The sequence below is a fragment of the Pseudomonas sp. REP124 genome (genome assembly GCF_020164475.1).
Lineage (GTDB): Bacteria > Pseudomonadota > Gammaproteobacteria > Pseudomonadales > Pseudomonadaceae > Aquipseudomonas.
Map to the genome: position 1 here is coordinate 1 of NZ_JAIQWX010000115.1, position 20,169 is coordinate 20,169.

The 20,169-nt window shown below is 61.2% G+C and carries 22 protein-coding genes; 5 read left to right on the forward strand and 17 right to left on the reverse strand.

Annotated features, from left to right (window positions below):
• Positions 1-14 precede the first annotated feature (14 nt).
• The 13 genes from K9857_RS22730 to K9857_RS22790 form a co-directional block, all read right to left on the reverse strand.
• Positions 15-968: an LD-carboxypeptidase gene (locus K9857_RS22730; protein ID WP_224539526.1), complete on the reverse strand. Its 954-nt coding sequence runs from the start codon at positions 966-968 to the stop codon at positions 15-17.
• A 147-nt stretch (positions 969-1,115) separates the two neighbouring features.
• Positions 1,116-2,138 (reverse strand): lipoyl synthase, encoded by a 1,023-nt coding sequence (gene lipA, locus K9857_RS22735; RefSeq protein WP_224539528.1) that lies wholly within the window; start codon positions 2,136-2,138, stop codon positions 1,116-1,118.
• Position 2,139: 1 nt separating this feature from the next.
• Entirely contained in the window at positions 2,140-2,787 is a 648-nt protein-coding gene (gene lipB / locus K9857_RS22740; protein WP_224539530.1) for a lipoyl(octanoyl) transferase LipB, read from the reverse strand.
• Positions 2,787-3,062, reverse strand: a complete 276-nt coding sequence (locus K9857_RS22745; RefSeq protein WP_175377168.1) for a DUF493 domain-containing protein — start codon at positions 3,060-3,062, stop codon at positions 2,787-2,789. Before K9857_RS22745 ends, lipB begins: the two co-directional genes overlap by 1 nt.
• A gap of 84 nt (positions 3,063-3,146) precedes the next feature.
• Complete coding sequence (locus K9857_RS22750) at positions 3,147-4,304, reverse strand: D-alanyl-D-alanine carboxypeptidase family protein (protein WP_224539532.1); 1,158 nt, start codon at positions 4,302-4,304, stop codon at positions 3,147-3,149.
• A gap of 187 nt (positions 4,305-4,491) precedes the next feature.
• Positions 4,492-5,502 (reverse strand): septal ring lytic transglycosylase RlpA family protein, encoded by a 1,011-nt coding sequence (locus K9857_RS22755; protein WP_224539534.1) that lies wholly within the window; start codon positions 5,500-5,502, stop codon positions 4,492-4,494.
• Positions 5,502-6,512 (reverse strand): lytic murein transglycosylase B, encoded by a 1,011-nt coding sequence (gene mltB / locus K9857_RS22760; RefSeq protein ID WP_224539536.1) that lies wholly within the window; start codon positions 6,510-6,512, stop codon positions 5,502-5,504. The genes K9857_RS22755 and mltB overlap by 1 nt, the downstream gene beginning before the upstream one ends.
• 17 nt (positions 6,513-6,529) lie before the next feature.
• The gene (rodA, locus tag K9857_RS22765; protein WP_224539566.1) at positions 6,530-7,633 is read right to left on the reverse strand and encodes a rod shape-determining protein RodA; all 1,104 of its coding nucleotides are present in this window, start codon (positions 7,631-7,633) and stop codon (positions 6,530-6,532) included.
• 31 nt (positions 7,634-7,664) lie between these two features.
• Positions 7,665-9,560, reverse strand: a complete 1,896-nt coding sequence (gene mrdA / locus K9857_RS22770) for a penicillin-binding protein 2 (protein WP_224539538.1) — start codon at positions 9,558-9,560, stop codon at positions 7,665-7,667.
• A gap of 12 nt (positions 9,561-9,572) precedes the next feature.
• Positions 9,573-10,040, reverse strand: a complete 468-nt coding sequence (gene rlmH, locus K9857_RS22775; protein ID WP_110965050.1) for a 23S rRNA (pseudouridine(1915)-N(3))-methyltransferase RlmH — start codon at positions 10,038-10,040, stop codon at positions 9,573-9,575.
• 10 nt (positions 10,041-10,050) lie between these two features.
• Positions 10,051-10,545, reverse strand: a complete 495-nt coding sequence (rsfS, locus tag K9857_RS22780) for a ribosome silencing factor (RefSeq protein ID WP_224539540.1) — start codon at positions 10,543-10,545, stop codon at positions 10,051-10,053.
• A 72-nt stretch (positions 10,546-10,617) separates the two neighbouring features.
• Entirely contained in the window at positions 10,618-11,307 is a 690-nt protein-coding gene (gene nadD, locus K9857_RS22785; RefSeq protein ID WP_224539542.1) for a nicotinate-nucleotide adenylyltransferase, read from the reverse strand.
• Position 11,308: 1 nt separating this feature from the next.
• Positions 11,309-12,580, reverse strand: coding sequence for a glutamate-5-semialdehyde dehydrogenase (locus K9857_RS22790; protein ID WP_224539544.1), 1,272 nt, complete (start codon positions 12,578-12,580; stop codon positions 11,309-11,311).
• 189 nt (positions 12,581-12,769) lie between these two features.
• Here K9857_RS22790 and K9857_RS22795 point away from each other — a divergent pair, with 189 nt between their 5' ends.
• Positions 12,770-13,468 (forward strand): DNA-3-methyladenine glycosylase, encoded by a 699-nt coding sequence (locus K9857_RS22795; RefSeq protein ID WP_224539546.1) that lies wholly within the window; start codon positions 12,770-12,772, stop codon positions 13,466-13,468.
• Positions 13,469-13,630: 162 nt separating this feature from the next.
• A complete protein-coding gene (locus K9857_RS22800; protein WP_224539548.1) occupies positions 13,631-14,947 on the forward strand; it encodes a bifunctional DedA family/phosphatase PAP2 family protein in 1,317 nt (438 codons plus the stop codon).
• A 60-nt stretch (positions 14,948-15,007) separates the two neighbouring features.
• Here the strand turns inward: K9857_RS22800 and K9857_RS22805 are convergent, their stop codons facing one another.
• The 4 genes from K9857_RS22805 to K9857_RS22820 all read right to left on the reverse strand — a co-directional run bounded on the left by K9857_RS22805 (position 15,008) and on the right by K9857_RS22820 (position 16,962).
• Positions 15,008-15,175 carry a hypothetical protein gene (locus K9857_RS22805; protein ID WP_224539550.1) on the reverse strand — a complete coding sequence of 56 codons (168 nt, stop codon included), beginning with the start codon at positions 15,173-15,175 and terminating at the stop codon, positions 15,008-15,010.
• A 107-nt stretch (positions 15,176-15,282) separates the two neighbouring features.
• Positions 15,283-15,873 (reverse strand): LON peptidase substrate-binding domain-containing protein, encoded by a 591-nt coding sequence (locus K9857_RS22810; RefSeq protein WP_224539552.1) that lies wholly within the window; start codon positions 15,871-15,873, stop codon positions 15,283-15,285.
• Positions 15,874-15,883: 10 nt separating this feature from the next.
• Positions 15,884-16,600, reverse strand: coding sequence for an LrgB family protein (locus K9857_RS22815; protein WP_224539554.1), 717 nt, complete (start codon positions 16,598-16,600; stop codon positions 15,884-15,886).
• The gene (locus K9857_RS22820; protein WP_224539557.1) at positions 16,597-16,962 is read right to left on the reverse strand and encodes a CidA/LrgA family protein; all 366 of its coding nucleotides are present in this window, start codon (positions 16,960-16,962) and stop codon (positions 16,597-16,599) included. The genes K9857_RS22815 and K9857_RS22820 overlap by 4 nt, the downstream gene beginning before the upstream one ends.
• A 199-nt stretch (positions 16,963-17,161) precedes the next feature.
• Here K9857_RS22820 and K9857_RS22825 point away from each other — a divergent pair, with 199 nt between their 5' ends.
• The 3 genes from K9857_RS22825 (at position 17,162) to K9857_RS22835 (ending at position 20,118) form a co-directional block, all read left to right on the forward strand.
• Positions 17,162-17,617 (forward strand): MaoC family dehydratase, encoded by a 456-nt coding sequence (locus K9857_RS22825; RefSeq protein ID WP_224539560.1) that lies wholly within the window; start codon positions 17,162-17,164, stop codon positions 17,615-17,617.
• Between the two features lie 113 nt (positions 17,618-17,730).
• Positions 17,731-19,449 carry a C13 family peptidase gene (locus tag K9857_RS22830; protein ID WP_224539562.1) on the forward strand — a complete coding sequence of 573 codons (1,719 nt, stop codon included), beginning with the start codon at positions 17,731-17,733 and terminating at the stop codon, positions 19,447-19,449.
• Positions 19,450-19,476: 27 nt separating this feature from the next.
• A complete protein-coding gene (locus tag K9857_RS22835; RefSeq protein ID WP_224539564.1) occupies positions 19,477-20,118 on the forward strand; it encodes an oxidoreductase in 642 nt (213 codons plus the stop codon).
• The last annotated feature ends 51 nt before the right edge of the window (positions 20,119-20,169 follow it).

Genomic DNA, 20,169 nt, shown 5'->3' on the forward strand with positions numbered 1-20,169 from the left:
CCCGCGAAGACGGACTATCTGACGCTAACGACCACATCCTGCTCCAACACCAGCTCCTGCTTCCCTGCATCCAGCCTGACCAGCGCACCCATCGGCAAGGTCAGATTCGGATCGCAATGCCCGCTGCGCCATCCGGACAACACCGGGATGCGCAACGGTTCGAATGTCTGCTTGAGCAACCGCTCCAGCGCCGGCACCTCCACTCCCGCCACATCCCCCACCAACACCCCGCGCAGCTTGCCCAGAGTGCCCGCCAGACGCAGATGGGTGAGCAGCCGGTCGATACGGTACAAAGGCTCGTTGACGTCTTCGATCAGCAAGATGACGCCCTCGGCATCGATCTCGTAAGGCGTGCCCATGGTCGCCGCGATCATCGACAAATTGCCGCCCAGCAAGCGCCCGTGGGCGATGCCTGGCTCGATAGTCGTCAACGGGTAGGCCTCGGGGTGGGTCAGCACGCTGCCGGCCTTCACCTGCCCGCGCAGCATGTTGAAGAACGAGGACTCGGTGGGCTTGCGCTTGTCACCCAGCAAATCGGCATTGAGCAGTGGACCATGGAATGTCACAAAGCCTGCATAAAGACTGATCGCCAGATGCAGCGCGGTGATGTCGCTGTAGCCGATGAAGGGTTTGGCGTTGTTGCGCAGCAGTTCGAAGTCGAGGCGATCGAGCAAGCGCGGAGTGCCGTAGCCACCGCGCAGGCAGATGATGGCGTCGACCTCATTGTCGGCGAATGCTGCGTGCAGATCATTGAGGCGCACCTCGTCACTGCCGGCCAGGTAACCATCCTTCTCAAAAACGCCCGGAAAAATCTTCAATGAATAACCGCGTGCGCGCATCCATTGCACGGCTTTATCGGTGTCCAGCGGTGCGGGCCCTGCGGGCGCGATGACGCCGATCAGCCCTTGCGATGGCAGTGCCGGGACCGGGGCGTGAGGACGAAGGGTGTGGACGGGTCTGGCGGTCACCTTGAATCTCCCTGAATGAAACATCAGCACACAGTAGTCAGGAACGAAGACAAACAGAAGCCCAAACGATCGTCATCGCTTTCGCCCAGGCAAAAAAACGCCCGCAAGGCTCGACACCTTGCGGGCTTTTTCATGACTGCCGGGGTATCAGGACGACATCAGCTCGGCCTTGACCAGCTTCGCCTGTTCGTCAGCGTGGTACGAGGAACGTACCAGCGGACCGGAAGCGACGTTCTTGAAGCCCATCTTGTAACCTTCCTCGGCGAACCAGGCGAAGGTGTCCGGGTGCACGAAACGCTGCACCGGCAAGTGGCTGCGGGACGGTTGCAGGTACTGGCCGAGGGTCAGCATGTCGATGTCGTGTTCGCGCATGCGCTTCATGACTTCGATCACTTCGTCGTCGGTCTCGCCCAGACCCAGCATCAGGCCGGACTTGGTCGGAATGTGCGGCATCATCTGCTTGAAGCGTTGCAGCAGGGTCAGCGACCACTGGTAGTCCGAACCCGGACGCGCAGCCTTGTACAGGCGCGGCACGGTTTCCAGGTTGTGGTTGAACACATCCGGCGGCTCGGCGGCGGTGATTTCCAGCGCGATGTCCATGCGGCCGCGGTAGTCCGGCACCAGGGTTTCGAGCTGCACGTTCGGCGACAGCTTGCGGATTTCACGGATGCAGTCGGCGAAGTGCTGGGCACCGCCGTCGCGCAGGTCGTCGCGGTCCACCGAAGTGATCACCACGTACTTCAGGCGCAGGTCGGCGATGGCGATGGCCAGGCTTTCCGGCTCGTTGACGTCCAGTGGCTTCGGACGACCGTGGCCGACGTCGCAGAACGGGCAACGACGGGTGCAGATGTCACCCATGATCATGAAGGTCGCGGTGCCGCCGGAGAAGCATTCGCCCAGGTTCGGGCAGGACGCTTCTTCGCAGACGCTGTGCAGCTTGTGTTTGCGCAGCAGGGATTTGATGCGGTCGACTTCCGGCGACACCGGGATGCGCACGCGAATCCAGTCAGGCTTCTTCGGCAGTTCGGTGGTCGGAATGATCTTTACCGGAATGCGTGCAACCTTCTCGGCGCCGCGCAGCTTGACGCCGGCTTCAACCTTGGGACGCGGGGCCGGGCGCTCGGTGACATCGAGCGTCGGGATTACGGTTTGCACTGCATCAGTAGTCATATCAGTCGATTCCGCCCGTGAGGGTCGTCTGCTCAGCATAGTCGAGGTGTTTGACGAGCTGCGCACGCAGCCGGGCACTTACCTCGGCAAATTCAATCGATCCTGCGTGATCGCTCAGCTGGGTCATCGCCAGCCCGGCGTAGCCGCAGGGATTAATCCGTCGAAACGGTTCCAGGTTCATGTCCACGTTCAGGGCCAGGCCGTGAAAGGAACAACCATGGCGGATCCGCAGACCCAGAGACGCGATTTTCGCTCCGTCGACATAGACACCCGGCGCATCGGGCTTGGCCGCGGCCGTCACGCCATAACTGGCGAGCAACTCGATCAGGCACGATTCCATGCGGGTCACCAGATCACGCACGCCGAAACCCAGCTTGCGCACATCCAGCAACAGATAGGCCACCAGTTGTCCGGGGCCGTGATACGTCACCTGGCCGCCGCGGTCGACCTGCACCACCGGAATATCCCCCGGCAGCAACAGATGCTCGGCCTTGCCGGCCTGGCCCTGGGTGAAAACCGGCGGGTGCTCGACCAGCCAGATCTCGTCGGCGGCATCGCTGCCGCGTTCGTTGGTAAAGCGTTGCATGGCATGCCAGACCGGCTCGTAGGCCATCTGACCGAGCTCGCGAAAGCCCAATGTCGCGGACATCACAGCACCATGTGCACGAAGCCGGTAGCCCGCAGTTCGCTGTTGATGTTGTACAGCTGGTCCTGATCGGTGGCGACGATGTGCAACTGAATCGTGGTGTACTTGCCGTTGCTGCTTTGACGCTCGTCCACACGCTCATCATTGATCTTTGCGTGTTTGCGGACGATGTCGATGATCTTGTCCTTGTTGCCCACACCCGTATCGCTGATCACCTTAACCGGGTAATCGTTGGCCGGGAATTCGATCTTGGGAGCCTTTACATCTGTATCGGTCATGGCGTAACGGCCTCGTAAGCGTAAGCCGTGGCGACGGGCAAAGCCCCGCGCCGGATGAGCGCAGGGCTTTGCAGGTGCACACTATCAGTTGAACAAGCCGTAGAAGAATAGACGGATGCTATCCCACATGCGACGGAAGATACCACCCTCTTCGACGCCGTCCAGAGCGATCAGATCGGCGCTGTGCACCACCTTGTCCTCCAGTTTGACTTCGACTTTGCCGATCACGTCGCCCTTGGCGATTGGTGCGACCAGTTGCGGGTTCATGGTCATGCTTGCAGCGAGCTTTTTCAGCTGGCCCTTCGGCAGGGTCATGGTCAGGTCTTCAGCCAGACCGGCCTTGACCTGGTTGGTGGCGCCTTTCCAGACAGGGGCCTGAGCCAGCTCGGTGCCTTTCTGATAGAAGGTCTGGGTTTCGAAGAAACGGAAGCCGTAAGTCAGCAGTTTCTGGGTTTCGGCGGCACGCGCCACTTCGCTGTTGGTACCGAAGACCACGGCGATCAGGCGCATGCCGTCGCGTACGGCCGAGGACACCATGCAGTAGCCGGCTTCTTCGGTGTGACCGGTTTTCAGACCGTCGACGGTCTTGTCACGCCACAGCAGCAGGTTGCGGTTCGGCTGCTTGATGCCGTTCCAGAAGAACTCTTTCTGCGAGTAGATCGCGTAGTGAGCCGGGTCTTCGTGGATGATCGCGCGAGCCAGCACGGCCATGTCGTGAGCCGACGAGTAGTGCTCAGGGTTCGGCAGGCCGGTCGGGTTCATGAAGTGGCTGTTGGTCATGCCCAGGTCGGCGACGGTCTTGTTCATCAGGTCGGCGAACGCGTCTTCGCTGCCGGCGATGTGCTCGGACAGCGCAACGCTGGCGTCGTTGCCCGACTGAATGATGATGCCGTGCAGCAGGTCGCTGACGGTCACCTGGGAGCCGACCTTGATGAACATCCGCGAACCGCCGGTACGCCAGGCGTTTTCGCTGACGGTCACCGGATCGTTCTCGCCGATCTGGCCACGGCGGATTTCCAGCGTCGCGATGTACGCGGTCATCAGCTTGGTCAGGCTGGCTGGCGGCAGACGCTGGTCACCATTGTTTTCGACCAGCACGTTGCCGCTGCTGGCGTCCATGAGCACATAGGCCTTGGCGGCCAGTTGCGGTGGGGACGGCATCATCTCGGCCGCGAACGCGGCAGGTGAGAGGAGCAGCGGGACTAGAAGGCACAGGCGTTTGGCAAAGGTGGTGATGTTCATCCGTCTCTCGAAATCGCTAATGGAAACTTGCCCTGGGGCAAAACTAATCAGATGGCCTTCTAATCGGGCCATCGCGTGTTCAGTTGCTCACTCCAAGTCACCCTTTGCCGGGCTTTTGTTCTTCGACGAGCCAACAACCTGGTTCATCGCGCAAAGAGCAGATGAACCGTCAATCAAGTCCTACGTTTTACTCGGTGACCACACTTGGCGAACCAAGGTTGGCCAGGCGCACGCTGTTCTGCACCTGCTGGATCTCACCCGGCGAACCGATCGGCCCCAGGCGCACCCGATGCAGCGTCTGCTGGTTGCGCACGATCGAACTGATGAACACCGGAGCGCTCACCATCCCGCTGAGTTTCGACCTCAGGAGTTCTGCAGCGTCCGGGTTGGCGAACGCGCCCACCTGCAGATACTGGCCAGAGGCTGTTGCAGAAGCGTTTTTTTTTGCGTCCGCAAGTTGTACAGGGACAACGGCGGCGGCATGTTGCTGCGGTGGCGGCGTCCATTGCTCGACGCTGCCGGCCGAAGCCGTGATCACCGGCGCGCTATTCTGCGCGACTTGCGGCTCGTTGAGCATTAAAGGCGCCGGACGGCCTTTGGCGGCCCACCATTGCTGAGGATCGATGCCTTCGACCTTGACCCGCGCGGTGCCGGTTTCGGCATAACCGAGCTTCTTGGCCGCGGCGTAGGACAAGTCGATGATCCGGTCGGAGTAGAACGGCCCGCGGTCGTTGACCCGCAGGATGACGGTCTTGTTGTTGTCCAGGTTGGTCACCCGGACATAACTTGGCAGCGGCAGGGTCTTGTGGGCGGCACTCATGCCGTACAAGTCATAGACCTCACCGTTGGCGGTGTTCTGACCATGGAATTTGGTGCCGTACCAGGACGCCGTGCCCGAAGCCACGTAGGTCTTGGATTCCTGCATCGGGAAATAGGTCTTGCCCAGCACGGTGTAGGGATTGGCCTTGTAGGGACCGGTGTGCAGGGTCGGCGTGGCATCCGGGATGCGCGAGACGTCGACGTCCCACCATGGCGCGCCATCCTTGTGGGCGCGATTGATGTCCAGCCCCGGCGCGGAACGCACGGCGGTGGAGGATTTCTGAGTCGGCGAACGACTGGTCGAACAACTGGCGACCAGCACTGCCAACGCGGCGAATGCCATCAGCTTCAGGGGTTTACTCATAGGCAATGCCCGCATTACTTGACGCCCCGTGCTTGGACCAGCTGTTCAGACAGTTGATGTACGGCCATGGCGTACATCACGCTGCGGTTATAACGCGTGATTGCGTAAAAATTCTTCAGGCCCATCCAGTATTCGGGGCCATTGTCGCCTTCCAGGCGAAAAGCGGTAACCGGCATATCATCGCGCAGCGCATCATGACTTGACCAGCCCAGCGCCCGCAACTCTCCAACGGTCTTGGTTGGCTCGATGCCGGTGGTCAAACCTTCGTCAACCTGATCTCCCCGCACCTCGGCGCGGCTGACCACTGGCTCGCCCGCGACCCAGCCGTGACGCTTGAAGTAGCTGGCAACGCTGCCGATCGCATCATCCGGGTTGTTCCAGATGTTGATGTGGCCGTCACCGTCGAAATCCACCGCGTAGGCGCGAAAGCTGCTTGGCATGAACTGCGGCAGGCCCATGGCACCAGCGTAGGAGCCCTTGAGGGTCAGCGGATCAATCTGCTCTTCCCGGGCCAGCAGCAGGAACTCGCGCAATTCCTTGCGGAAGAATTCGGCACGGGGAGGATAGTCGAAACCCAGGGTCGACAAGGCATCGATAACGCGGAAGTTGCCGGTATTGCGGCCGAAAAAGGTCTCAACGCCAATGATCGAGACAATCACCTGCGCCGGCACGCCATATTCCTGCTCGGCACGGGCCAGCACCGCTTCGTGCTGACGCCAGAAATCCACACCGCGGGCGATGCGCGCGTCGGTGATGAACATCGGGCGATATTCGTTCCACTGCTTGACCCGCTCGGCGGGCTTGGAAATCGCATCCAGAATCGACTGTTTGCGCTCGACTTCGCGGAACACGCCCATCAGTTGCTCGCCAGCGAACCCGTAGTCGCGGGTCATCTCACCCACGAACTCGGCCACCTGGGGCGAACCTTCGTAATCGCCGGCCAGCGCTTCCTGCGCGCTGCCAAGGATGCTTACCAGGCCAAACCACGACGCGTATCGAGTCGCCCAGCCACGCATTACCTGCATTGAACTCTTCACCTTATTCAAACCTGCGCGATCCACTTGCGATGGGTATGGATCGACATCAAAACCCCAAACGCTGACAGCAGCGTCACCAGCGAAGTTCCTCCGTAGCTAATGAACGGCAACGGCACCCCCACCACCGGCAACAGGCCACTGACCATACCGATGTTGACGAAAACATACACAAAGAAGGTCATGGTCAAGGCGCCCGCCAGCAGTTTGCCGAACAGGGTCTGGGCCTGGGCGGTAATCACCAGGCCGCGACCGATCAGCAGCAGATAGATCAACAACAGCGCGCAGATGCCCACCAGACCGAACTCCTCGCCCATTACCGCAATGATGAAGTCGGTGTGGCTTTCAGGGAGGAAGTCCAGGTGCGATTGGGTGCCCAGCAGCCAGCCCTTGCCGAACACGCCGCCAGAACCGATGGCCGCCTTGGACTGGATGATGTTCCAGCCAGTACCCAGCGGATCGCTTTCCGGATCGAGAAAAGTCAGCACGCGCTGCTTCTGATAGTCGTGCATCACGAAAAACCACATTGCGATAGCGACCGGTACCGTCGCCGCGAGAACACTGAGAATCCAGCGCCAGCGCAGCCCGCCCATGAACAGAACGAACGCACCACCGGCCAGAATCAGCAGCGAGGTACCGAGGTCCGGCTGGCGCACGATCAGAATGAAGGGCACGCCAATCAGCATCAGGCTGACGCCCACATGCTTGAGTTGCGGCGGCAAAGTGCGTTTGGACAGATACCAGGCAATGGTTGCCGGCATCAGAATCTTCATGAATTCCGAGGGCTGGAAGCGGATGACCCCGGGAATGTTGATCCAGCGAGTGGCGCCCATGGCGTTATGGCCCATGATGTCCACCACCAGCAGCAGCATCACACCCACCACGTAACCCAGCGGCACCCAGCGCGCCATGAATCGCGGCTCGAACTGGGCGATGACGATCATCGACACCAGGCCGATACCGAAGGAAGTGGCCTGTTTGGCCAGCAGATCCCAGCTCTTGCCGCTGGCCGAATACAGCACGAACAGGCTGCCGGCGGCGAGGGTCAGCAGCAGAATCAGCAGCGGACCATCGATATGCATGCGTTGCAGCAGCGTCGCGCGGCGGCGCATCACATCCTCGCTGGAGAGCATGCGATCAAAATTATTCATCACGGGCGGTAGCCTCCGCGCTATTGGGGCCTGCGTATTCGGCTTTGAGGCGACCGTTCTGATCCAGCAGCCAGGCGTCCATGACCTGACGCACCACCGGGGCTGCGACGCCGGAACCGGATTCACCGTTCTCGACCATCACCGACACCACGATCGCCGGATCGTCGGCAGGCGCGAAGCCCACGAACAAGGCGTGGTCGCGATGGCGCTCCTGGACTTTCGAGCGGTCGTACTTCTCACCCTGCTTGATCGCGACTACCTGGGCGGTACCGGACTTGCCGGCGATGCGGTATTGCGCACCGATCGAAGCCTTGCGCGCCGTACCGCGGGCGCCGTGCATTACCTGCTGCATGCCGTGGTTGACTTTGTTCCAGTCAGAGGGGTCGCGCAGGATGATGTCCGGCATCGGATTGTGATCCACCGGTTTCTCACCTTCGATGGTCTTGGCCAGGTGCGGGCGATTCCAGATGCCTTTGTTGGCTACCAGCGCGGTGGCCTGGGCCAGTTGCAACGGGGTCGACTGCATGTAGCCCTGGCCGATCCCGAGAATCAGGGTTTCGCCCGGGAACCACGCCTGACGGCGGGTCGCACGTTTCCACTCGCGGGACGGCATCAGCCCCGGCGATTCTTCGAACATGTCCAGGGAGACTTTCTGACCGATGCCGAACTTGGTCATGTAGGCCGACAACCGATCGATCCCCAGCTTGTGGGCCAGATCGTAGAAGTAGGTGTCGTTGGAACGCATGATCGCGGTGTCGAGGTCGACGAAACCGTCACCGGTGCGGTTCCAGTTACGGTATTTGTGATCGTAATTGGGCAGCATGTAGTAGCCCGGGTCGAACACGCGGCTCGAGGCTGTGACTACGCCTGCGTCGAGGCCGGCAATCGCCACGGCGGGCTTGATGGTCGAACCTGGCGGGTACAGACCGCGCAGCACGCGGTTGAACAGTGGCCGGTCGATGGAATCGCGCAGTTCGGAATAGGCCTTGAAGCTGATGCCGGTGACGAACAGGTTCGGGTCGAAACTCGGCTGGCTGACCATCGCCAGCACTTCGCCGGTTTTCGGGTCCAGCGCCACCACCGCGCCACGACGACCTCCGAGGGCGGCTTCCGCGGCTTCCTGCAACTTGATGTCCAGGCTCAGGACGATGTCCTTGCCGGGAATCGGGTCGGTGCGCTTGAGCACCCGCAGCACGCGGCCCCGGGCGTTTGTCTCGACTTCCTCGTAACCCACCTGACCGTGAAGCTCCGGCTCGTAGAAGCGCTCGATGCCGGTCTTGCCGATGTGGTGGGTGCCGCTGTAATTGACCGGATCGAGGGTCTTGAGCTCTTTCTCGTTGATCCGTCCCATGTAGCCCACGGAATGCGCGAAGTGCGCACCCTGGGGATAGTGACGTACCAGCTGCGCGACCACTTCCACCCCCGGCAGGCGGAATTGATTGACGGCGATTCGGGCGATCTGTTCTTCAGTCAGCTCGAACAGGATCGGCACCGGCTCGAATGGCCGGCGCCCCTGGCGCATGCGCTTCTCGAAGATCACCCGGTCCTCGGGCGTCAGCTCCAGCACCTCGACGATCACATCGAGCACCTGCTGCCAGTCCCCCGAACGTTCGCGGGTCATGCTCAAGCTGAAGCTCGGCCGGTTGTCGGCGATCACCACACCATTGCGGTCGAAAATCAACCCGCGGGTTGGCGGGATCGGCTGCACATGGACGCGGTTGTTTTCCGACAGGGTCGAGTGATAGTCGTACTGGATCACCTGCAGGAAATACAGGCGCGCAATCAGCACGCCAATCAGCGCCACCACCGCAATTGCCCCGAACACGACGCGGCCACGCACCAGACGGGCGTCTTTTTCGTGGTCCTTGATGCGGATCGGTTGGGTCATGGGGAGGCAGGACTACTTGTGATAAGGGTGGCCGGACAGCACGGTCCAGGCGCGATACAGCTGTTCACCGATCAGGATGCGCACCAGCGGGTGCGGCAACGTCAGTGGCGAGAGCGACCAGCGCTGATCGGCGCGGGCACAGACTTCAGGCGCCAGCCCTTCGGGGCCACCGACCATGAAATTGACCGTGCGCGAATCCAGCCGCCAGCGATCGAGTTCGACCGCCAGTTGCTCGGTGCTCCAGGGCTTGCCGTGGACTTCGAGGGTGACGACACGCTCGTTCTGCCCCACCTTGGCCAGCATCGCTTCGCCTTCCTGACGGATGAAACGCGCCACGTCGGCGTTCTTGCCACGGGTATTGAGCGGAATTTCCACCAGTTCCAGCGCCAGCTCGGACGGAAGACGCTTGGCATATTCATGCCAGCCTTCTTCCACCCACTTGGGCATGCGGGAGCCGACGGCGATCAGTCGCAGTCGCACAGCGCTACCCTTACTGCTGGTCTTTGTTGAGCTTGGCGAAATGCTCGTGGGTGTTTTCCGGGCTGTGGTGCTTGGCGTCTGCCGCGCGGCTCTGCTCGGCACCGGCCCACAGGCGCTCCAGGTCGTAGAACTGGCGAGCCGAGGCGGTCATCATGTGCACGATCACCAGGTCCAGGTCCAGCAGCACCCAGTCGCTGTCGCCCTTGCCTTCTTCACCCAGCGGACGGGCGCCTTTCTTTTTGACTTCTTCGCGGACCTTTTCCAGCATCGCGTTGATCTGGCGATTGGAAGTACCGGTGGCGATGATCATGTAGTCGGTGATGCTCTGCTTGTCGCGAACATCGATGACCTGAATGTCCTGCGCCTTGACGTCTTCCAGGGCTGCAACGGCAACCTTGACCATCTCGTCACCGTTGAGCGGCTCGTTGGTGGCAACCGGCTCAGGCAGCGGGGCACTCTTGAATGTGCCTTTGCGCTTAACTTTGTTTACGTCGTTGTTGGTCATATAAAACTCGTTTTGCTCATGTATTCGGCGGCTTGGCGACACGTTGGTCCGTATCAGTGAAGCACGCCTTGTTCAGTTCGACGCACGGTAAAGACCGTGCGCATCGATGTAGGCCAGGACCGCGTCGGGAACCAGGAAACGTACCGACTTACCGCTGGCCAGCAGTTGACGGATCTGGGTGGCGGATACCGCGAGCGGCGTCTGCCAGACGAATGCAATCTGTCCGCTCGGCCCCTTCAGGGCCAGCGGGTCGCTCACCGAGCGTGCCGCCAGCAGGTTGCGCAGGGCATCCGGCGGTTCGCTGTCGGCATCCGGGCGTTGCAGCACCAGGATGTGGCAATGCTGGAGTAACTCTTCCCAGCGATGCCAGGTGGGCAGGCCGCAAAAAGCGTCCCAGCCCAAAAGCAGAAAAACCTGGTCATCCACGGCGAGTTCCGCACGCATCAGTTCCAGGGTATCGATGGTCCAGGACGGTTTGTCCCGCTGCAATTCGCGGGCATCCACAACCAACGGCGCCACACCAGCCACCGCGCACTCGACCATCGCCAGACGGTCCTTCGCCGACACCTGCGGCGTATCCCGATGAGGCGGCCTGGCACTGGGTGTCAGGCGCAGCTCGTCGAGCGCCAGGGATTCGGCGACTTCCAGTGCACCACGCAAATGGCCGATGTGCACCGGGTCGAACGTTCCGCCCAGTACGCCGATGCGTCGGGGTTCAGGCGCGCTGGCAGTGACCGGGGCTGACGGGTCGAGGTCGCCCAAGTCAGACCGGCTCCTGTCCGCGCAACTGGCCATCACCGACCACGACGTACTTCTCGCAGGTCAGGCCTTCGAGACCCACCGGGCCGCGGGCGTGCAGCTTATCAGTAGAAATGCCGATCTCGGCACCCAATCCGTATTCGAAACCATCGGCGAAGCAGGTCGGGGTGTTGATCATCACCGACGACGAATCGACCTCGGCCACGAACTGCCGGGTTTCGCCCTGATGTTCGCTGACGATCGAATCAGTGTGGTGCGAGCCGTAATGGTTGATGTGTTCGATGGCCTGGTCCAGCCCGTCGACCACGCGGATCGACAGGATCGGCGCCAGATATTCGGTGTTCCAGTCTTCTTCGGTGGCAGGCAGCACATCGACGATTGCCCGGGTGCGCTCGCAACCACGCAGTTCGACGCCTTTTTCGCGGAACTGGGCCGCCATCGCTGGCAGGAAATCTTTGGCAACCATTTGATCGACCAGCAACGTCTCCATCGCTCCGCAAATGCCATAACGGTAAGTCTTGGCGTTGAAAGCGATCCGCTGGGCCTTGAGCAGGTCCGCGTGGGCACTGACGTAGACGTGGCAGATGCCGTCCAGGTGCTTGATCACCGGCACACGGGCATCGCGGCTGATGCGTTCGATCAGGCCACGGCCGCCACGGGGCACGATGACATCGACGAACTCGGGCATGGCGATAAGGGCGCCAACGGCAGCCCGATCCGTGGTTTCGACCACTTGCACCACCGCTGCCGGCAGATCCGCTTCGGCCAGGCCACGCTGGATGCAGGCAGCGATCGCACGGTTGGAGTGAATGGCTTCGGAGCCGCCGCGCAGGATGGTTGCGTTGCCGGACTTCAGGCACAGGCTGGCTGCGTCGATGGTCACGTTCGGCCGGGATTCGTAAATGATCCCGATCACGCCCAGCGGCACGCGCATCTTGCCGACCTGAATCCCCGACGGCCGGTAGCTCATGTCGCGGATCGCGCCGACAGGGTCCGGCAATGCCGCCACCTGGCGCAGACCGACGATCATGCCGTCGATGCGAGCAGGGGTCAGCGCCAGACGCTCGAGCAGCGCCGGCTCCAGTCCATTGGCGCGACCAGCCGCCAGATCCAGCTCATTGGCAGCGGTCAGCTCGGCGCGGGCAGCGTCCAGCGCGTTGGCGGCGGCCTGCAACGCGCGGTTCTTCTGCGCTGTGCTGGCACGGCCGATGACGCGGGAAGCCTCGCGGGCAGCGCGACCCAGGCGGGTCATGTAGTCAAGAACGGACTCAGTCATGGTCTGGCGTGGTCTTTGAAAAGGGCTTGGTAAAGAATAAAGCGGCAGATTATAGCTGTCGTGACTGCCGACTAACAGCGGTGACGGGCGGATGGTCGAAATGGAGTTGGATTTGCCGACGTTCAGCGGGGATTAAGCCGCAAATTGTTATCATCAGCGCTCTCTCAGCCCTGATAAAGGCCGTTCATCATGACCGACCTGACTGTTCGAGCCTCTGCAACGTGCCTGCCCACGGGCCTTGCGGACGCGTTTTTCGACCGTGACCCGCAAATTCTCGCCCGCGATCTGCTGGGCAAAGTCATTCGTCATCGCGTCGGTGATCTGTGGCTCAGCGCGCGAATCATCGAGACCGAAGCCTATTACCTTGCCGAAAAAGGCAGCCACGCCTCCCTCGGTTACACGGAAAAGCGTAAGGCTTTGTTTCTGGATGGTGGGCATATCTATATGTACTACTCCCGTGGCGGCGACTCCCTGAACTTCAGCGCTCAAGGGCCGGGCAATGCGGTCTTGATCAAATCTGCCTATCCGTGGGTCGACGAACTGAGCGGGCCGGCGAGCCTGGCGCAGATGCTGCTCAACAACCCCGATGCCCAGGGCCGCCCTCGCCCGTCGCAGAAGCTCTGTGCCGGGCAAACCTTGCTGTGCAAATCCCTGGGATTGAAGGTTCCGGTCTGGGACGCCAAGCGTTTCGACCATGAGGTGCTGCTGGTGGAAGACGTTGGGCAGACGCCCGCCCATGTCATCCAGACCACGCGCCTGGGCATTCCCCATGGACGTGACGAACATCTGATGTACCGTTTCGTCGACGCGGCCTATGCGGCGTGGTGCACGCGCAACCCGCTGCGACGGGGGCAGGTCGAAGGACGTGATTACCTTTTGCTGACCTGAATCGAACAAAAATCCCTGTAGGAGCCGAGCTTGCTCGCGAAAGCGGTGGCTGCGTCACCTTCGATGTTGACTGACACGACGCTTTCGCGAGCAAGCTCGGCTCCTACAGGGGATGGATGTGTTTTTGGAATGTGTGCCTGAACATTGAATGGAGTTGTATTTATGGGCCCATGGCTCGATAGCGTGACCGCCTGGCTGACCGTCAATCCGCAATGGCTGGCGGCGGCGGTGTTCATAGTGGCTTTCGTTGAATGCCTGGCGATTGCAGGATTGATCGTACCCGGCACGGTGCTGTTGTTCGCCGTGGCGGTACTGGCCGGCAGCGGCGCGTTGTCGCTGAGCGAAACCCTGTTGCTGGGTTTCGTGGCGGGCGTGCTGGGCGATGTGGTGTCGTATTTCCTCGGACGACATTTCCATCAGAACATCCGCCGACTGCCCGGCTTGCGCCATCACCCGGAATGGATCGCCGGCGCCGAGTCGTATTTCCAGCGCTATGGCATCGCCAGCCTGCTGGTTGGCCGCTTCATCGGCCCCTTGCGCCCCATGCTGCCGATGGTCGCCGGGATGTTCGACATGCCCTTCCCGCGCTTCTTCGCCGTCAGCCTGCTGGCCGGAGCAGGATGGTCGGTAGTGTATCTGCTGCCGGGCTGGGCCACCGGGGCGGCGATTCGTTTGCCGCTGCCCGAGGGTTTCTGGCCCGAGGCCGGTATCGTCGCAGCCAGCATCGCCGTGATGATTGGATTGAGCGCCACCAGTAGCCTGCGCAAGCATCGCAAGGCCACGGTGTTCATTACCGGGATGAGTTTTCTGATTCTGGCCGCGTTGTTTATCGGCTACTCGCACCTGACCGCTCTTGACCAGGGAATCATGACCCTGGTGCAGGAACATCGCAGCCCCACGCTCGATGAAGTGGCGGTGGTGTTCACCCTGATCGGTGAGTTCCGCAATATGCTGATGTTCAGCGCCCTGCTGGTAGCGCTGCTGCTGATCGCCCGGCAATGGAGACAAGCTGCTTTCGCGTGCAGTACGTTACTGTTCACGGCACTTGGCAACACTGTTACCAAGCACTTTTTCGCTCGCATGCGCCCGGAAGTATTGAGTGACCCGTTGACCAGTTACAGCATGCCCAGCGGTCATGCCTCCGGCTCCTTTGCGTTATTTCTGACCCTCGCCGTACTCGCTGGCCGTGGGCAACCGCCACGCATGCGCCTCACCTGGTTGCTGGTGGCATGTCTGCCAGCACTTGCGATTGCACTGTCACGGGTTTATCTCGGCGCGCATTGGCCGACGGACGTGCTGGCCGGCGCAATGCTGGCGGCATGTGTCTGCGCGGCAAGCCTGGGCGTGATTCAGCTCCGCACACCGCTCAACCCCATGCCGCCTAAGATCTGGTGGCTGGTGCTTCCGTCGCTGGTGGCGCTGTTCGGATTCTTCGTGTTGCGACATTTGCCGCATACGATGTTGAGGTATGCCTATTAGAAAAGTACGGGAGCGAGCCAGGCTCGCTCCCGCGTGTAATGCTGTTAGTTACTCAAGGCCTCAGTAGCCTGGCCATTCTCGCTTGCGTCGCTCCAGTATCAATGCATCTGCAAGCTGGCATGCAGCAGCGGCGGTGGCTTCGAAAGGCTGCCCAGGGCTGGCGTTTTTAAGCAGGTAGCCCACAGCAGCGGCTTCCCAGGTGGATCGTTCATTAACGTAGATGATCATCACTTCAAGTCCTTTTAAAATCCGAAATACCCGCTCCATGCGGGCATTCGAAAACTAAGGGCTATCAGCAATACCAGTCAATGCACTCAATCGTTGCCGGATGCTGCTCAAGCAAACAACTCACCCTGCAACTCATCCAGCAACGCCTGAATCGCATCCAGGCGTTGCTGCGGGTCATCGAGTTGCAGCAAGTCGATTTTGTCCAGTTCGGCGAACGGCAACAGATAAGCCAGTTGATTGGCCAGCGATTGCTGCCCTACCGCTTCGGTGCCCATGTTCAGCGCTTCGACCATCGGATGTTCCGCCAAGGCCTTGAGCAGCGCCACAAGATCGGCGTCCTCATCCTGCAGCGGTTGTTCCGGTTCCTCTTCCAGCCAGTCGACTTCGGCGACGATCAACTGATCGCGCTGCACTTCGGTACGCAGAACATGGAAACGTCGACCGCCCTGCACCCGAATCCCCAGCAGGCCGTTTTCCTGGGTCTTGAAATCGGTGATCCGCGCTTCGCAGCCGACCAGCGCGTAGCCTGCCGGAGCGATGCCGACCTCTTCACCATCGAGGATGCACACCACACCGAAGCCGCCGCCTTGTTTCATGCAGCGTCCGATCATGTCCAGGTAACGCGCCTCGAAAATCTGCAGGTCGAGGATGCAGCCCGGAAACAACACCGTGTTCAACGGAAAAAGCGGCAGACTCATAGACATTTCCTTAAACCACCATCGACACCGCCAGCGGCAGCAAGACCGCCGTGGCCACGCCCATCAGACTCATCGCCAGCGCCGCGAAGGCGCCGCACTCTTCATTTTCCTGCATCGCCACCGCTGTGCCGACCGCGTGAGCCGTCATGCCCAGCGCCATGCCCCGCGCCTCGGGGCTGTGGACGCCGAGGCGGCTCAACAGGCTCGGGCCGAAGATCGCGCCGATCACACCGGTGATCAACACGAACACTGCCGCCAGCGCCGCGACACCACCGATCTGCTCGGCCACCAGCATGGCAATCGGCGAAGTCACCGATTTGGGCGCCATGGTCATCAGGATCATGTGCTCGGCACCGAACCACCAGCCCAGCAGCACGCCCATGCTGGTGGCAACCACCCCGCCTATCACCAGCGTAGTAAATATCGGCCAGAACAACTGCCGAATCCGCCGCAGGTTCAGGTACAGCGGCACCGCCAGCGCAACGGTCGCCGGCCCCAGCAGAATGCTGAGGATCTCGGTGCTCTTGCGGTACTCGGTATAGGTCAGCCCGCAGCTCACCAGCACACCGATCACCAGCAACATGGAGACCAGCACCGGCTGCAAAAAGATCCAGCGGGTTTTCTCGAAAGCCGCAAGCACCAGCTGATAGGCACCCAGGGTAATGCCGATGCCGAACAAAGGATGATGGATGACCGAGGTCCAGGCGCCGTTCCAGTCGAGGGTCATGGGCGGTCCTCGCGAGGATGGGCGTGACGCTTGATCATGCGCTGCATCAGCACGCCGGCGAAGGCCATGGACAGCAGCAGCGACAACACCAGCGCGCCGGCGATGGCCCAGAAATCGGCGGCAATGTCCTTGGCGTAGACCATCACCCCCACCGCCGGCGGCACCAGCAGCAAAGGCAGGTAGCGCAGCAGGCTGCCGGCCGCCTGGTTCAGCGGCTCGCCCACCTGACCGCGGCTGATCAGAAACACCAGCAACAGCAGCAGGCCGACAATCGGCCCCGGCAGCACCGGCAAAAACAAATGGTTGATCGCGGTGCCGAGCAATTGAAACAGCACCAGCCAGGTCAGGCCACGTAACAACATCCTTCACTCTCCCGCAGAAACCGTCACCCGCCGTCACGGGCCGAGCATTATAAACACGCCTGCCGTATACATCGGCATTCGCCAAAAGCATGGTCGGTTGACCGCAGGAATTAACAATGTTGATCTACAGTGGTAGACCTGAGGTGCAAACACCTCGCCTGAAAAAACTATAAAACCGATGAACCCAAGGAGAGTCTCAATGCCCTTTGTTCCAGTTGCAGAGCTCAAAGATTATGTCGGCAAGGAACTTGGACGTTCCGAATGGCTCACGATCGATCAGGAGCGCATCAACCTGTTCGCCGAAGCCACCGGAGACTATCAGTTCATCCACGTCGATCCGGTAAAGGCGGCACAAACCCCGTTTGGCGGCACCATCGCCCACGGTTTCCTGTCGCTATCGCTGATTCCGAAACTGATGGAAGACATCCTCGTCGTGCCTGAAGGCCTGAAGATGGTGGTCAACTACGGCCTGGACAGCGTGCGCTTCATCCAGCCGGTCAAGGTCAATTCAAAGGTGCGCCTCAAGGTGGACCTGACGGAAGTGACCGAGAAGAAACCTGGCCAATGGCTGCTCAAGGCCACCACCACCCTGGAAATCGAAGGCTCGGACAAGCCGGCGTACATCGCCGAACCGCTGTCGCTCTGCTTCGTGTAAACCTTCCCGGATGCGAAGCAGCTCACGCTGATTCGCATCCGCTGCATCTCTACCGGCTGTATAAGGACACATAGCTGCGGCATACTCGGTCGCCTAATTGCCCGGAACCCGCTATGCGCTCACTTGCACTCCTTGCCTTGACCCTGATGCTCTCCGCATGCGGCGACGGTGAATCACCGTTACCTCCTGACGCCCGCTTGCCGGACGGCGGCCGTTATCGTGGAGATCTGGTCGATGGATTGCTGCAAGGCCAGGGTCGCATCGATTATCCGAACGGCAGCTGGTACGCCGGCGAGTTCGACAAGGGTCAGTGGCACGGCCAGGGTGAATGGCACGGCAGCAACGGCGAGGTCTACCGCGGCAAATTCAATCAGGGCCTGTTCGACGGCCAGGGCAGCCTCACCACCAATGGCAGCAGCTACACCGGTGGCTTCAAGCTCGGCCGGCGCGACGGCGAAGGCACCCTCAAAGAAAACGGCATGACCTACCGGGGCGAATTCAAGGCCGACCAGTATTCGGGCCTCGGTCGCCTGGAACTCGAGGACGGCAGCGCCTATCAGGGCCAGTTTGCCCACGGCAAGCCCAACGGTGAAGGCCAGCGCAGCGACGGCAACGGCAATCAGTTCACCGGCCACTTCGTCGACGGTCAGTTGGAAGGCAACGGGACATTCAACAGCGCTGACGGCGACATCTACGTCGGCAGCTTCAAAAACAACCAGCTCAACGGCAAGGGCCGCTACGAGAACGCGGACGGCGATGTCTGGCTGGGTCAGTTCAAGGAAGGCTCGCTCAATGGCAAGGGCGAGCTGATCGGAGCCGATGGCAGCCATTACATCGGCCACTTCAACGATTGGCGCTTCAGTGGCCAGGGTCGTCTGAACCTGGCCGATGGCAGCTTCTATATCGGTCAGTTCGACAGCGACACCTATTCCGGTCGCGGCACTCTGGTGCTGACAGACGGCTCGGTGCTCAGCGGCATCTGGGTCAATGGCCAGCGGGTGCGTGACGCCGATGGCAAGCTTTTGCCCGACACCCTCGAACTCGGATTGCTGGCCCAGGGCCGCCTGCTCGAAGAAGCACTGAGCAACGTGCCCGCCTCAACCCCGGCAGTCGAGTTGTACACCCTGACTTTGGGCGGCGATGGCAAGCAGAGCGTGTTCCTGCGCGAATCCGACTTCGTCGCCAACATGCTCACCAGCCGCTTCGGCGCTTTTGGCCAGATTCGCCTGGTGAACCATCGCGATCATCTCGGCGATCGGCCGATGGCCACCCGGGAAAACCTGCGCCGCGCGGCGCTGACCCTGGCCGAACGCAGCGGCCCGGAAGATCTGATTTTCATCTACCTGACCAGCCACGGCACGAGCGAGCATGAACTGGTGCTCGACCAGCCGCGGATGGAACTGGCCGACCTGCCCGCCGATGAACTGGCGGCGGTGCTCGCCCCGCTGAAAAACCGCGACAAGATCATCGTCATTTCCGCATGCTATTCCGGCGGCTTCATTCCCGCCCTCAAGGACGAACGCACCCTGATCATGACCGCCTCGCGGGCCGATCGCGTGTCCTTCGGTTGCTCCGAAGAAGCCAACTTCACCTACTTCGGCGATGCCCTGTTCGCCCAGGCGCTGAACCAGACCGACGACCTGGAACAGGCCTTCAAACTGGCCAAGGCAACCGTCGCCGAGCGTGAGCTGGCCGATGGCTTCGAAGCCTCTGAACCGCAGATCTGGGCACCGAAAACCGTGCTCTCGCACTGGCAGTTGCTGCGCAAGCAGCAAGCGCGCAAAGCCTTGCAAAGTACGTCGATTGACAGCAAGGACGCAAAGACCAACTAAGCTGAAGAGTATCAAGGGAGAAACACTATGTACTTGACGCCTCAGCACGTATTGCTTGCCGGAGCCACCGGTTTGACCGGTGAGCATTTGCTCGATCGCCTGCTCAACGAGCCGACGATTACCCGGGTGCTGGCGCCGTCGCGCCGGCCGCTCGTCAAGCATCCGCACCTTGAAAACCCCGTGGGCGACCCGGCGATGTTCCTGCCGCAACTGAGCGGACGCGTCGACATCGCCTATTGCTGCCTGGGCACGACCATCAAGCAGGCAGGCTCGCAAGAGGCGTTTCGTGCGGTGGATCTGGACATGGTCGTGGCGTTCGCCAAGCGTGCCCGGGAGATGGGTGCGCGGCACCTGATCGTGATCAGTGCATTGGGCGCCGATCCCAAGTCTTCGGTGTTTTACAACCGGGTCAAAGGCGAGATGGAGCAGGCCCTGCGCGCGCAGGACTGGCCACAGCTGACCATCTGCCGGCCTTCGCTGCTGCTGGGCGAACGCACCGAACCGCGTCTGGGCGAGAAGGTTGCGGGCCCCCTGTCGCGGTTGATTCCCGGCAAATACCATGGCATCGAAGCCTGCCAGCTCGCGCGCGCGATGTGGCGTCTGGCGCTGGAGGAGCAGGATGGGGTGCGGATTATCGAATCGGATGAGCTGAGAAAGCTCGGCAAATAATTCTCGGCGTCTGGCAGGACGCCATCGCGAGCAGGCTCGCTCCCACATTGG

What these genes read in the sequence shown, in the direction of transcription:
- lipA (WP_224539528.1), bottom strand. Translation starts at nt 2,138, where the DNA reads ATGACTACTGATGCAGTGCAAACCGTAATCCCGACGCTCGATGTCACC.
- lipB (WP_224539530.1), bottom strand. Translation starts at nt 2,787, where the DNA reads ATGTCCGCGACATTGGGCTTTCGCGAGCTCGGTCAGATGGCCTACGAG.
- K9857_RS22745 (WP_175377168.1), bottom strand. Translation starts at nt 3,062, where the DNA reads ATGACCGATACAGATGTAAAGGCTCCCAAGATCGAATTCCCGGCCAAC.
- K9857_RS22750 (WP_224539532.1), bottom strand. Translation starts at nt 4,304, where the DNA reads ATGAACATCACCACCTTTGCCAAACGCCTGTGCCTTCTAGTCCCGCTG.
- K9857_RS22755 (WP_224539534.1), bottom strand. Translation starts at nt 5,502, where the DNA reads ATGCGGGCATTGCCTATGAGTAAACCCCTGAAGCTGATGGCATTCGCC.
- mltB (WP_224539536.1), bottom strand. Translation starts at nt 6,512, where the DNA reads ATGCAGGTAATGCGTGGCTGGGCGACTCGATACGCGTCGTGGTTTGGC.
- rodA (WP_224539566.1), bottom strand. Translation starts at nt 7,633, where the DNA reads ATGCGCCGCCGCGCGACGCTGCTGCAACGCATGCATATCGATGGTCCG.
- mrdA (WP_224539538.1), bottom strand. Translation starts at nt 9,560, where the DNA reads ATGACCCAACCGATCCGCATCAAGGACCACGAAAAAGACGCCCGTCTG.
- rsfS (WP_224539540.1), bottom strand. Translation starts at nt 10,545, where the DNA reads ATGACCAACAACGACGTAAACAAAGTTAAGCGCAAAGGCACATTCAAG.
- K9857_RS22790 (WP_224539544.1), bottom strand. Translation starts at nt 12,580, where the DNA reads ATGACTGAGTCCGTTCTTGACTACATGACCCGCCTGGGTCGCGCTGCC.
- K9857_RS22795 (WP_224539546.1), top strand. Translation starts at nt 12,770, where the DNA reads ATGACCGACCTGACTGTTCGAGCCTCTGCAACGTGCCTGCCCACGGGC.
- K9857_RS22800 (WP_224539548.1), top strand. Translation starts at nt 13,631, where the DNA reads ATGGGCCCATGGCTCGATAGCGTGACCGCCTGGCTGACCGTCAATCCG.
- K9857_RS22805 (WP_224539550.1), bottom strand. Translation starts at nt 15,175, where the DNA reads ATGATCATCTACGTTAATGAACGATCCACCTGGGAAGCCGCTGCTGTG.
- K9857_RS22810 (WP_224539552.1), bottom strand. Translation starts at nt 15,873, where the DNA reads ATGAGTCTGCCGCTTTTTCCGTTGAACACGGTGTTGTTTCCGGGCTGC.
- K9857_RS22815 (WP_224539554.1), bottom strand. Translation starts at nt 16,600, where the DNA reads ATGACCCTCGACTGGAACGGCGCCTGGACCTCGGTCATCCATCATCCT.
- K9857_RS22820 (WP_224539557.1), bottom strand. Translation starts at nt 16,962, where the DNA reads ATGTTGTTACGTGGCCTGACCTGGCTGGTGCTGTTTCAATTGCTCGGC.
- K9857_RS22825 (WP_224539560.1), top strand. Translation starts at nt 17,162, where the DNA reads ATGCCCTTTGTTCCAGTTGCAGAGCTCAAAGATTATGTCGGCAAGGAA.
- K9857_RS22830 (WP_224539562.1), top strand. Translation starts at nt 17,731, where the DNA reads ATGCGCTCACTTGCACTCCTTGCCTTGACCCTGATGCTCTCCGCATGC.
- K9857_RS22835 (WP_224539564.1), top strand. Translation starts at nt 19,477, where the DNA reads ATGTACTTGACGCCTCAGCACGTATTGCTTGCCGGAGCCACCGGTTTG.